Annotated in this window: 11 protein-coding genes; 4 read left to right on the forward strand and 7 right to left on the reverse strand. The window is 49.4% G+C overall.

The window, feature by feature from the left end:
• Window positions 1–56: 56 nt before the first annotated feature.
• Complete coding sequence (locus MKX63_RS03265; protein ID WP_341015260.1) at window positions 57–2222, reverse strand: pectate lyase family protein; 2166 nt, start codon at window positions 2220–2222, stop codon at window positions 57–59.
• Between the two features lie 309 nt (window positions 2223–2531).
• Window positions 2532–2921, reverse strand: coding sequence for a DUF948 domain-containing protein (locus tag MKX63_RS03270; RefSeq protein WP_341015261.1), 390 nt, complete (start codon window positions 2919–2921; stop codon window positions 2532–2534).
• A gap of 148 nt (window positions 2922–3069) precedes the next feature.
• Here MKX63_RS03270 and MKX63_RS03275 point away from each other — a divergent pair, with 148 nt between their 5' ends.
• On the forward strand, window positions 3070–3978 hold the full coding sequence (locus MKX63_RS03275) for an AraC family transcriptional regulator (protein ID WP_341015263.1): 909 nt from the start codon (window positions 3070–3072) through the stop codon (window positions 3976–3978).
• Here the strand turns inward: MKX63_RS03275 and MKX63_RS03280 are convergent, their stop codons facing one another.
• Window positions 3979–4683, reverse strand: coding sequence for a TVP38/TMEM64 family protein (locus MKX63_RS03280; RefSeq protein ID WP_341015264.1), 705 nt, complete (start codon window positions 4681–4683; stop codon window positions 3979–3981).
• Between the two features lie 175 nt (window positions 4684–4858).
• On the opposite strand from MKX63_RS03280, the gene MKX63_RS03285 reads away from it, so the two are divergent.
• The 3 genes from MKX63_RS03285 to MKX63_RS03295 are packed head-to-tail and all read left to right on the forward strand — an operon-like array spanning window position 4859 to window position 7445.
• Complete coding sequence (locus tag MKX63_RS03285; RefSeq protein ID WP_341015265.1) at window positions 4859–5563, forward strand: response regulator transcription factor; 705 nt, start codon at window positions 4859–4861, stop codon at window positions 5561–5563.
• The gene (locus tag MKX63_RS03290) at window positions 5556–6890 is read left to right on the forward strand and encodes a HAMP domain-containing sensor histidine kinase (protein ID WP_341015267.1); all 1335 of its coding nucleotides are present in this window, start codon (window positions 5556–5558) and stop codon (window positions 6888–6890) included. The genes MKX63_RS03285 and MKX63_RS03290 overlap by 8 nt, the downstream gene beginning before the upstream one ends.
• 12 nt (window positions 6891–6902) lie before the next feature.
• Window positions 6903–7445, forward strand: a complete 543-nt coding sequence (locus tag MKX63_RS03295) for a GNAT family N-acetyltransferase (protein WP_341015268.1) — start codon at window positions 6903–6905, stop codon at window positions 7443–7445.
• Between the two features lie 66 nt (window positions 7446–7511).
• On the opposite strand, the gene MKX63_RS03300 is transcribed toward MKX63_RS03295, so the two are convergent.
• The 4 genes from MKX63_RS03300 to MKX63_RS03315 form a co-directional block, all read right to left on the reverse strand.
• Window positions 7512–7862, reverse strand: a complete 351-nt coding sequence (locus MKX63_RS03300; protein ID WP_341015269.1) for a nitrous oxide-stimulated promoter family protein — start codon at window positions 7860–7862, stop codon at window positions 7512–7514.
• A 531-nt stretch (window positions 7863–8393) separates the two neighbouring features.
• Window positions 8394–9410, reverse strand: coding sequence for a hypothetical protein (locus MKX63_RS03305; RefSeq protein WP_341015271.1), 1017 nt, complete (start codon window positions 9408–9410; stop codon window positions 8394–8396).
• A gap of 239 nt (window positions 9411–9649) precedes the next feature.
• Window positions 9650–10618, reverse strand: coding sequence for a stalk domain-containing protein (locus MKX63_RS03310; protein ID WP_341015272.1), 969 nt, complete (start codon window positions 10616–10618; stop codon window positions 9650–9652).
• A gap of 261 nt (window positions 10619–10879) precedes the next feature.
• A complete protein-coding gene (locus tag MKX63_RS03315; RefSeq protein WP_341015273.1) occupies window positions 10880–12196 on the reverse strand; it encodes a BaiN/RdsA family NAD(P)/FAD-dependent oxidoreductase in 1317 nt (438 codons plus the stop codon).
• Between the last annotated feature and the right edge of the window lie 9 nt (window positions 12197–12205).

The raw sequence follows: 12205 nt of genomic DNA on the forward strand, positions 1-12205 counted from the left end.
AAGAGACGGCCCATTCAGGCCGCCCAGGTTACTGCCAGCGGAGAAGGATTTCTCCCCTACTCCACCACCAAATAATACAAATTAGCCGCACTATCCTTTGTAATCGTATGCGCACCCGCCGCAAGGGAGACGGTGGCCACACCATTCGTTATGGGATAGCTTGTCCCATCCACCTTAATCTTGGTTCCCTCGGAGCCAAACACCAGCGTCAGTGTGGACGCCTTGGCTGAGGTGAATTGGATGCTGGTGGCGCTCTCGATCTTCAGGCATTGTGTTAAGGTCAGGCCGTTATAGACTACCGTTCCTTTGCTGGTGGAGAGGTTGCCTTGAATGGTGAAGAAGCTGCTCGAAGTTCCTGACGCTGTAAAATTGTGAACCGCAGCTCCCAAGGCAGGAGTAGTTGTTGGCACTGGAGTTACAGTCGGCACCGGTGTTGCTGTCGGTACCGGCGTCGCTGTTGGCACTGGTGTTGCCGTTGGCACCGGTGTTACCGTTGGCACAGGCGTCGCCGCTGGAGTCGGCGTTGGGCCTCCCGGGTTAGCATTGCCTCCCACAAACACCAGCCCTGAGGTGTAGCTGCGGATGGCAGACATTAACGGCGCGTTGAGGGCATAGGAGGTGTCGTCCACGGCATTATTGAAGGTCCAGCTGAAGTCGCCGCCCCCTTGGCGTCCTGCTCCCGCTGTAACTTTCTGCCCTACTACGCTTACGTTATCAACAGCTGCTGCGCTGACACCTGTATCGACCAGCGTATCGAAGTTGTTATAAGCTGTTCCGCCAACAAGTGCTTTGTATGAGCCGGGAACGGCTTCACTTCTCGATGAGGCCAGGTAAGCATCGTTAGAGGCTGCATTTGCCGGAGCTGTTCCGGTATTGGAGTTGGCATAAATGAGACTGGACGCCCCCGTAATACTGTTATTGAAGGCCTTAATCATCCCGCCAGTCTCCCCGGAGAATGTGCCTTCGCCCAGTGCATCCGTCCCCTGGAGGGAGCTAAGCATCGGGTATTTGGCATTGCGGAACACATTACTTTCCACGAAGGCAGAAGCGCCGGTGGTTACGCCTACACCGTATTTTGATACACCGTCATAGAAGTTATTATACACATGGACCGAGGCCACTCTGATCCGCGGGTGACGCGAGTCGGAATGATCGAACCAGTTGTGGTGGAAGGTGACGAAGAACTCTGCCGATTCGCTAAGTCCGACCAGAGCTGCTTTGCCGGAATCGAAGTAGTGGTTGTACGAAATGGTGATATACGTGGAGCCTTTCTTGAGGTCTGTGGAACCGTCGCCTTTGACCTGGTCCGCATCACTGCCCGCTGATCCGTAGAAAATATCATTATTATGCACCCACACATTCGCGTTGCCTGTATCCATGGAAATGCCGTCATCCGGGAACAGCATTACGCCCAGATTCCGAACCTCCACATTCCCTGTATATCTAAGCAGCAGCCCCCAGCCATAGGCATAGGCGTCCTTGCCGATCCCTTCGATTGTCAGGTTCATTTGGGTATAGTTACTTTTCCCCTTTACCTCCAAGTAACCACTGCTGTTAAGCTGTCCGCTGAGATCCGCTGCGTTCACTTTCCCGATAAAGCGGATGGCCAGCGGCGTTGTGTCATAGCCTTTTTGCCGAAGAGTAAGAATGCCGCCAAGACCTACTCCCGTCTGCACGGTACCCGAGCTGCTGACCACTACGGGAAGCGTTACGGTTTTGGCATTCTGCGAGGTGATATACAGCACCTGTGCGCCGCTCTTGAGCGTTCCGTTGTTGTTATAAGCACCTGAGCCTGTACCAAACGGAGAGTTGGAGGAGAAAGCAAATCCGGACCGGTCATACGGCGTTACATTCAGTGTACCCGTAACTGTATTAACCGTTCCTCCGCCTGACAATACCGCTTCAATCTTCATGACATAGCTTCCCGCTGCAAGGCCTACGGCGTCCGCTCTCCAGTAGGAAGCATATTTGCGGATTAATTCATTGTGAAGCTGCTGATACTGCGAGTCTGCTGCACCTGAAGCCTTGACATACACATTATAACCAGACGCATTGCTGACAGGCGACCACTCCGCATACGCCGCTTCATTCCCGCCACCGCTGCCTGTCAGCGTAACCCCCGCAGCGTACACTGCCCCGGTTCCCCATCCGCCATATATCAGAGTGAGTATAAGAGAAAACAACAAAGCCATACTGGTTACCTTCGCAACTAACCTATTCATTCATTTGCCTCCCCGGATTTATTTGTTGCAGAATTACATGTAACCGCTTGCAATTTTTGATGTTGCTTCTCTTTTCACCCCCTCTTTACCCGCTGATCTGTATCCTTGAAGGACATAAGAATCTGAGCCTCACGGATACCCCGAGCATAGCAGAAGCCGAATTAGTGCTGAAACAATCATTTGCTCATATCGCCTGCGATTATGCGCTATTATGAGAAAATGATTATTTTGCAGCGAAATGATACCTGCATGCAAAAAGACACCCGCCCAGGGTGCCTTGAATTGTCGCTACTATTGGTGATACAACGGCTACTGAAACTTCGTGTTGACGCGGATCTGGCCGCTTTTACTTTTGACCGCAGCCTTCTCAGGCTCTTGGCTGAGGTTCTGACCGATGTCTGTAGCGTTCTTCTTGAAGGTCTCGGTCACAGTCTGAATGACTTCCCCTACATTGTGCGCCGATTCAAAGATCGGATCGATGGTCTTGATCTTCCCCTTCACATCCCGGGTGACCTGATTCGCCGTGTGAATGAGCTGAGTCGCCTCTCCTGTCAATCCATGGATGGCATTCCTCACCTCGCCCAGCGTCTTATTGGTCTCCCCGAGCGTGGTCATTCCCTTGCGCAGCGTAAGAATCAAGAACACGGCCAGACAGATAAACGCGACCGCCGCAAAAGCAACACTAAGCTGAATTAACATATGCAACGCCTCCTGTAGTTCCACTCTATGTCCAAATTACAGACATCATTCCTACTCGTTGCTTATAATGGAGCTACAGAGCAGACCGACCAAAAAAGCAATGCGAGACAGGTACGATTCTCCCGCCGGGATTAAAATGAGAGGTGTTATGAGAGCCAATACAGTAACCGACTGGCACCGTAAAGTAGAGACTGCGATTCTTAGGATGATGAACACACTGGATGAGCCCTTGCATTTCAGGCAAATGTCTAGGGAGGTCTATTCTTCGCCGTATCATTTCCACCGTAAGTTCCGGGAGCTGACCGGCGAGAATGTGCATGAATGCTTGAGAAGACTGCGTATGGAGAAGGCCATGCATGCCCTGCGGAACTCGAAGACAGCCGTAACAGAGGTCGCCTTCGATGCCGGTTACGAGACAGCAGAGGCTTTCACCAAAGCATTTAAGCACACTTATGGCCTGACACCGACCCTGGCCCGGAAGCTCCCCAGCTGGGAGGGCTGCCTCTTCTCATCCGTAGGCCTGCATTACAGCGAGCGGCTTCAGCCGAATTGGTTCTACCTTAATCCTGAAGGAGTGCATTCAATGGAGACGAAGATTATTGCTTTTGCTGCAAAACGAATCGTTGGCGTTCTTAATAAAGGGGATTACTGGGGCCTGCCACATGCCTGGGAGAGCTTCCACAGCATCCTGGGAGAACATCAGCTATACCCTCATGCCAAGGAGTGGATGTCGGTCTTTCCCGACCATGACCCGCAGATTCCGGTGAAGGATAAAAGATCCTACGCCGCCGTACATGTAGCGGATGACTTCACGGGCACATACGGCCTGCAGGAGTACATCATTCCCGAAGGGCTGTATGCGGTGACGGTTCACTTCGGCTCATCGGAAGAGATCGGCCCCACCTGGGACCGCTGGATGGAGGAATGGCTGCCCGCCAGCGGCTGGAGAGCCGACCCTTCAAGACCGAATTATGAATGGTACCAGAACCAATGCATGCCTCCTGAGCTGACGCTGACCTTCTTGTGCACACCTGTGGTCAAAATCGAAGGGCGCTGATTACGACTCGCTTTTGCCGCCTTTGAAGGAAGATAATTTGTCGATTAGCTTGTCCTTATAGATTAGTCCCAGGATAAAGGCTAGGACTGAGATAACGGAAATGACGATGGTGGGGCCATAATTCTTATCGTAAATATTAGCCCCGACGCTCACGGAGGCCAGCAGCCACGGGAATCTGGCAACGAGCAGGATCATAAAGAATCTTAGGGGCTTCATCGTCGTCAATCCCGCGGCATAGATGAACATATCCTTGGGGAATCCGGGAATAATGAAAACAATGAACAGGAAGATTGAGAATTTCTTATTATCCATCATCCCCCGCATCCACTTGAACTTGTCCTTCTGCAGCAGCCGCTCAATGAAAGACCCGCCTAGAAATCTGGTGAAATAGAAGGCAATCATCGCCCCCAGCATCATCCCCCCAGTCACGTAGACTGCCCCTAACGTTGTCCCATAGATGTATCCCCCGGCAATTTGAACGACCTCTCCCGGTATGGGTGCGATCACCGTCTGGAGAATCTGGAAGAGAACCAGCATAACCGGACCTAGCTTTCCTGTAGAAAGGATATAATCCCGGAAGGCATCCAGCGACATCGTCAGTCGCAGAAGCTCCGGCAGGTATCTGATGAATACAATCGTGGTCACAAGGCCTGCGCAAGCGAGGAGAACCTTGCTGACCCGCTTTTTGTGTAATAACCAATCCATTCGAATCCCTCTCTTCACTGGCTTAACATACCTCCAGCTTAGGTGGATATTCTTAAGATCCGGGCATGGAATTCCTTAAGAATTCTTAAGTCGCCTGTCATCCGGTGGTTTAAGCGCTATGGACAATCTATAATGTAAGCACGGCAAGTGCTCGTGAAAGGAGGGGGATGGAAAAATGATGAGTCCTGCGAAGACCATACTCATAGCCGACGACAACTACGAGATCCGGGAGATTGTCCGGGTGCTCCTGGAGAGCGAGCAATACCATGTCATTGAGGCTGTAGACGGTGAAGATGCCGTGAATAAAGTAGACGATAGCATCGATCTGATTATTCTCGATATTATGATGCCCCGGAAATCGGGCTTCAAGGCTTGCGTGGAGATTCGTGAGATGACCAGTGCACCTATTCTTTTCCTGACAGCCAAGACTCAAGACTCCGATAAGACCTTGGCCTTCTCGGCCGGAAGCGACGACTACCTCTCCAAGCCCTTCTCCTACACCGAACTGGTGTCTCGGGTGAAAGCCTTACTGAGGCGATATTATGTATACAAAGGCAAGGAGGATACCTCCTCCCCCTCGAATGTAATTACCTTCAACGGGCTAAGCATTAATCGTGCAGTCAACGAGGTATTGATGAACGGGAAGGAGCTTACCCTGACCGAAATTGAGTACAAGCTGCTGGCGCTGATGGCCGGCAACCGCAACAAGATTTTCTCGGCGCAGAATCTCTATGAGAGTGTATGGGACGAGCCTTATTTCTATAGCTGCAACAATACGGTGATGGTTCATATCCGCAATCTGCGGATGAAGCTGGAGAAGGACCCGCAGAATCCCAAATTCATCCGAACCGTCTGGGGAAAGGGGTACCGGATTGAATAACAAGCTGCGGTGGAACAGGCTGAAACTGAAATTAATCCTGTGCCTGATCGGTTCGTTCGTGGCTTCTGCAGGATTATTCCTGCTGCTGCAGTCCACAGGTGAAGATCTGCTGGAGCATTACCGGACCAGAAGCTCGTTCATTAACAAGCAAGAAGAGCAAGCCCTTCCGGCACTCCAGGAATATATCTCCGGGCAGCATCTTGCGCTTAAGGATGACGCGAAGATCGCCGCATGGGTCCGAGACGCCAAGTACGTGAACCTCTATCTCTATAAGGATAACCAATTCCTTTACTCTACCGACGGGTACACGATCAAGACCGAGAACACGAGGTTCCTGCCGGACCCTAACATTTTCAGCAAATCCCAGTATTCCACGGTTACCTTTGCGGATACGGCTGCTCAGGTGTATATGGAGTATTTTTTTGAATACAAGTATTACAACCTCATCACGATTCTGGGTGTGATTCTGTCGTTCCTATTCTTCATCGTCCTGGTCCTGTTCTTCATCAACAAGAAGACCTCTTACATTGGCGTGCTGGAGAAGGAGATTAAAATTCTGGAGGGCGGGAATCTGGACTATCCGATTACACTGAGGGGGAAGGACGAGCTGTCGTCGCTGGCCCAGAGCATCAATGAGATGCGGAAGTCGTTCATTGAGCGCCTGGAGAGCGAGGAGCAGGCCAGATTGGCCAACAGCGAGCTGGTCACCGCCATGTCCCACGATCTGCGGACACCGCTGACCGCATTGGTCGGCTACCTGGACATCATTGAATACAAGAAGTATCAGGATCAGGAAGCGTTAGCGAAATACATTCATAACAGCAGGAAAAAAGCCTATCAGATCAAGCATCTGTCCGACAAGCTATTTGAATATTTCACCGTCTATAACACAGAGGAGAATGATCTGGAATTCGAGTCCTACGATGGGATTCAGCTCATGGATCAGTTAATCGATGAGCAGTCGATGCTGCTGGAGAATCACGGCTTACAGCTAGCATGGGAGCCTTCCCCTGTCCCTTTCCGCGTGGAGCTTCACCTGATCTCCTTCAGGCGGGTATTCGACAATCTCTTCTCCAACATTACGAAGTATGCCGATACGTCTGACCCCGTCACTATTGCGTATAGGATTGAAGGCCGCTGGCTGTTGATGGATATCACGAATGCTATTAAAAGGGCGGCCCATGAAATCCATAGCACCGGGATCGGCCTCAAGACCTGCCACAAAATCATCAGCCAGCATAAGGGCGAAATCACGTTTACAAGCACTGGAAGCAAGTATTCCGTCCACATCCGCTTGCCGGTAAATACCCCACAACCCCAACCTTAAGGAGGAACCATCATGCAAGACATCAGTACCGAGCGATTAATCATCAGAAACTTCCGGGAGTCAGATGCACCGGGGATGCTGGAGTACTTAGCAAATCCGCGGGTGAACTGTTTCCTTAGCGAACGCCTATCCACGTTAGAAGAAGCCCTCGCTTCTGCCAGCGAACGGAGTCAGGACGATTCCCATCTGGCCGTCACTCTGAAGGAGACCGGGGCAATCATTGGCGATCTGTTCTGCATGAAAGAGGAGCCCGATACCTATAGCGTAGGCTGGCACTTCAACCCGGCCTACGAGGGCGTCGGCTATGCCAGCGAAAGCGCCCGCGCGCTGCTGCGCTATCTTTTTCTGGAGCAGGAAGCCAGACGCATCTACGCCTACGTCGAGGACGACAACTCCAGATCGCAGAAGCTCTGCGAGAAGCTGGGGATGCGCCGGGAGGGCTGCTTCCTCGAATTCATCTCCTTCACCACGAATGAAGACGGAACGCCGAAGTATGAGAACACCCAGCAGTTCGCTATATTGAAGCGGGAATGGCTGGGGCAGGGATATATGTAACCACGAACAGCCAAGGCGCAGGGCCATCCTGTTCCTTGGTTGTTTTTAGCTGGAGTCGCCTGCCGGCTATCGTGACAACCTTTTTTTTAACTTCTCCGGTATGGGGATATGCCTTATGGATTCTACCGGATGATACAGCAGCATCCATGGTCCTGAGAAACGCATCACGCGCTTAATTTCCTGGCGGTAAGCGTGTGTATAGCAATGAATCGGACACTTCGCACAAGCGGTCTTCGCTTCTCCGAATTTGCAATAGGAGAGTCTTTTCATAACATACTCATTTAAATTCCGGCATTCCTCACAGAGCTCCTGCCCATGATGTTTTTTCTTGCAATAGATACGGATCATCTTTGATGCAATTATTTTTTCTTTGCGGATCTTAGGGCCATCGCTCAAAGGCAGCTCTGCTGCGCTCATATAAGAAGCCTCCTTGACTTAGTTAAACTTACTCGTCCATCTCCTTGAAATGAAAATGCTCATGATGGATCGCATCCATTCCAACCAGCTCTCCGCTCTTCTGCTCAGCAACAAAAATAACCCAGATATATTCATCAGCCATTTGGACACCTTGCCTTTATCTAGTACCACATCAGATTTAAACAAGTGACTTCATTCCATAAATGTGGTAAGGGATGAAGCTGAATTCGTAGCGAAAAAAAAGGGGTAAGTGTATTCTGTGCAACTAAAAACAGTTAAACGGGTGGAGTTCCTCTTCTAATTGTAGTCTGTACAACTAAATTTGCCCATATGGGCGAAAATCCAGAACTAGAGGCATTTTAATTGCAGGAAATACAACTAAACGGAGATTTAGCGGCACATAAGGCGATTTAGTTGTACAAATTGCAATTAAGCCTCCCCTTGCACTCTAAACGTGGCGCGGTAAACCCTCAGCAAGCCATGAGTTAAAGTAATTTTCTCACGTTTAGATCTGATGAGCTACTAGTCCTATCAACGATCCCTTAGATCTTCAAGAATGCCCAGATCCTCTTCAGACACATCGAAAAACGCCCCAAGTCCTCTCATACGAATCTCGTTCAGCTCTTCTGCTGTCATTAATCCCGCTTGATACAGATTCATGTATTCCTGAGAAACGCTTTGATTAAAGATCAGTAAATCATCGGTGTTAATCGTCACAGGTACCCCACAATCATACAGCTTCCGAATAGGATGGCTGCCGTAGTTCTCCGCTACACCAAGCATGATATTACTAGTAGGACAGACATTCAGTTGAATATGGTGAGCAGAAAGCCAGCTCATAATTTGGGGCGAACGGACGGCTGCAATTCCATGGTGAACCTCATGAAGCCCGAGCTCCTCAACAGCTTCCATAACATCATCTGCGGTTCCGAACTCCCCCACATGAGCCTTGAGCGCCAGCCCCGCCGTATTCGCAGCTTGGTAAATGGACTTAAAGGATGTAATCGGCTGAGCAAATTCATCGCAACAAATATCGATGGAGCGAAACCAGCGGTAAGCCAATATTTCATCTAACCGGTTATACACTTCATCTACATTGCAGGCACGGTCCAAAGCCAGCTCCGGGAGAAACTGTGTTTCAGGAGCACACCGGCGATGATATTCATTCATGATCCGCATAAATGGCTCCATTCCTCCCAAGGTATACACCTCATCCACTCCAAAGCTTAATGCCAATCTCTCAATATGGTCGTCAGCCGCTTGCGCAAAGGAAGCTTCAATCCGTTTCAAATAACCTTGAATACCAGGGCAATGCCGTTTCACAGATTCAACAAACCATTGCTGCATATCCTGCAACGATCGGAACGGTTCCGCCGGCGGCTCTATGTCAACATGCGCCCACTCGCTAATATATCGAATGTTCCCTCCGCGTCCGGCGTGGTTATGCAAATCGCTTTTCGGAATGGACTGCAGATCCACAAGTGATTCATTCATAAGCGCTTCTACAAACCTTTGCTTAGTGGACAGGTTCTTAGGTTCTATCGGCAACTTGTGACACCTCCTTTTCGTGAAGACAAGAACAATTATGACTGTTACGGAACAACTCCGTCAAACCCTCTTGTCTGCATTGTTCCCAGAATCGACCGAACATTTCTTTATCAAACCCTTTGATTCTCTCTTTCTCTCGTATTCAAGAAACAAAGGGTACCTCTATGCCATAATTTGGCTTTAGAGGTACCCCTTTTAGCTAACGAAAAACATATTTGATTACTTAGCCCTCTTGATGACTAAAGGTTGAAGTAAAAGAATGACTTGTCATAATCGCTACTATCTCTGAGCTGGACGGCCAGATAGTTCGCCACACCCTTATGTACCGGTACGATTACAAGACCTTCTGCAGTGTAGCTGTAACTTTCACCCGCCTTAAGCTTTTTTAAATCCGTTGCGTCACGGATAGCATCATCCAGGGAGCCGGTGAAACCGGAATTCTTCACACCGACGATACTGTCTCCGTCTGAAGTTTTAGAACCCCACAGTTGTGGTACAAAATCAACAGCAACATAAGTGCCTTCGTTTTTATCATCAGAGATAATCTTACCATTATTCATAACGAACTTCACCTTAGCCAATTTATACTCAATCAAAGCATTGGCTTCTGGCTCTCTGAAACCAAGAATTGCAATTTCACTTCTTGAGATTGACTTTACTGAGCTTACGGAGACAGTGTAGTTTCCTGTGAACGACAGACCATCATAACTATAGGGATCATTAAATGTAACCGACTTGCCTATTGGAATTGCAGAACTAAGGGTTTTACCGCCATTAGCCGAAGCAGTCGACGTCGTTGCCGCTGGAGATGGTGTATTGGTCACAGTCAGGTTAACAGTTTGCTTAGCCGGTTCTTGGGGAGTCGATGCCGTACTGGTATCCTTATAAGGAATACCACTATCACCTGAACCATCAATCGAAATAGTTAAAGAAGCCCCATCAAAATTAACATCCGCTCCAAGAGCTTCTGACACAGATCTTAAGGGCACATATGTAGAACCGTTATAGACTAAAGCAGATAAATTATTACCCGATTGATCTTTTGGAGTCCATTTGGAACCGTTAAGGACAAACTTGATATCATGGTTCAATTTTGCCTTGATTGCTTCAACCCCATTTCCTGCAAACACCCCTACTGTGCCAAATAGCAGACTTGAAACTACAATAGATGAAACAAACACAGACTTCCTCATTTTAACTAACTTCATTCTGAAAATCCCCCTACAGTTTATTGGATGCTACATGTACCACCATAAGTAAAGCTATCAACATAATGAAATGAACCGCTTGACAAGATATTCTGGGATTTATCCCACAATTCCATTCCAAAGTTAAAATATGTATCTATATATTTATCGGATCAATAGGGAGTAATTGTTAATCCTTTCCCCCGAATTTATAACTCAAAGAGAAATAGAAAAGACACCCCTAAGGGTGTCTTCACTGGTACTGCATCACTCTCTATCCCTTTACGTGGTACGGGCACGCCGATCAGCAAGCGCCATCGCAGCGACATATCCGGAGCTCCAGGCCCATTGCAGGTTATAGCCGCCGCAATCTCCGTCCACATCCATTACTTCACCGGCCAAGTAGAGCCCCGGCACCAGCTTGGATTCCAGCGTTCCTTCGACTAGCTCCGTCGTATCGATGCCACCGGCTGTGGTTTGGGCGTTCGTGAAGCTGTTGGTATCGGTGATTTTAAATTCCCAACGCTTCAATAGTTTATAGAATATTTTCTTGGTTTTCCAGGATAGATCCTGACACAGCAAATGCAGCTGTTGATCAATTCCAGCCTCCTTCAGCAGCACGGGAATCAGCTTCTTGCTGACGATGCCCACGAAGGAATCGGCAACGGTCCGGTGTCCGAAGATCCCCCAGTGGATCTCCAGAAAATCAATTAGCTCTTCCTCTGTGCGCTCCGGCATCAAATCAACCGACAGGGTCACGGATTCTCCTATGCCGAGATTATACGCAGCCTTTCTGCTTAGCTGAAGTATAGGCGGACCCGAAATCCCGTAGTCCGTAAATAGAATCTCGCCAGACTCCGTGCGGATGACTTCATTGTTTACGATAACATGGGCCTCTCCCTCAAATTTGATGCCCGACAGTTCCTTCAAATACGGATAATCCAGCTTCAATTGTACAATGCCTGGCACCGGGTGGATCATAGTGTGCCCCAGACGCTGGACAAGCGTATAACCGGAGCCGTCTGTTCCTGTTTTGGGAGCGGTAAGACCGCCGGTACATAGAAAAAGATAGTCACTGGTATACACAACCTGTTCCTCTGTCTCCGTCTGGCAGGTTATCGCGAACCGCGGATGTCCCGCCGATACGGCCACATCGAGCACTTTATGTTTATAATAGACGGGAACATTCCGGTCCTCCAGCGCCAGCTTAAACACCCCCGGCACCGAAGCCGCCTGCAGCGACATCGGATACATCCGGCCATTCTCCAAGCTCATAAAAGGAAGCCCGAGCGAGGAGAAAAAATCGATGGTCTGGCGGACACCGAATTGCCGCAGCACATGTATGGGGAAGCCTGCCTGATTGCTGTGATACTTGACGGATAGAGCAGCCGCTTCATCCGTACCTGTAGCGGTGGATTGGTTCGTAATGTTGCACCGCCCGTTACCCGTTGTTATGATTTTCTTCCCGAGCCGGTCATTGCTCTCAATAATGGCTGTATCAATACCTTGATCCCTCGCTGTAACTGCAGCCATTAGACCTGCAGCACCCCCACCGATAATGAACAGCTCGTGGTGCCTAGAAGTCTGATCCTTATACATGTTAATTGA

The sequence above is a fragment of the Paenibacillus sp. FSL R7-0179 genome, assembly GCF_038002265.1.
Lineage (GTDB): Bacteria > Bacillota > Bacilli > Paenibacillales > Paenibacillaceae > Paenibacillus_AQ.

Excerpts from the sequence above, each read along its gene's own strand:
- MKX63_RS03265 (WP_341015260.1), bottom strand. The coding sequence starts at position 2,222 with ATGAATAGGTTAGTTGCGAAGGTAACCAGTATGGCTTTGTTGTTTTCT.
- MKX63_RS03270 (WP_341015261.1), bottom strand. The coding sequence starts at position 2,921 with ATGTTAATTCAGCTTAGTGTTGCTTTTGCGGCGGTCGCGTTTATCTGT.
- MKX63_RS03275 (WP_341015263.1), top strand. The coding sequence starts at position 3,070 with ATGAGAGCCAATACAGTAACCGACTGGCACCGTAAAGTAGAGACTGCG.
- MKX63_RS03280 (WP_341015264.1), bottom strand. The coding sequence starts at position 4,683 with ATGGATTGGTTATTACACAAAAAGCGGGTCAGCAAGGTTCTCCTCGCT.
- MKX63_RS03285 (WP_341015265.1), top strand. The coding sequence starts at position 4,859 with ATGATGAGTCCTGCGAAGACCATACTCATAGCCGACGACAACTACGAG.
- MKX63_RS03295 (WP_341015268.1), top strand. The coding sequence starts at position 6,903 with ATGCAAGACATCAGTACCGAGCGATTAATCATCAGAAACTTCCGGGAG.
- MKX63_RS03300 (WP_341015269.1), bottom strand. The coding sequence starts at position 7,862 with ATGAGCGCAGCAGAGCTGCCTTTGAGCGATGGCCCTAAGATCCGCAAA.
- MKX63_RS03310 (WP_341015272.1), bottom strand. The coding sequence starts at position 10,618 with ATGAAGTTAGTTAAAATGAGGAAGTCTGTGTTTGTTTCATCTATTGTA.
- MKX63_RS03315 (WP_341015273.1), bottom strand. The coding sequence starts at position 12,196 with ATGTATAAGGATCAGACTTCTAGGCACCACGAGCTGTTCATTATCGGT.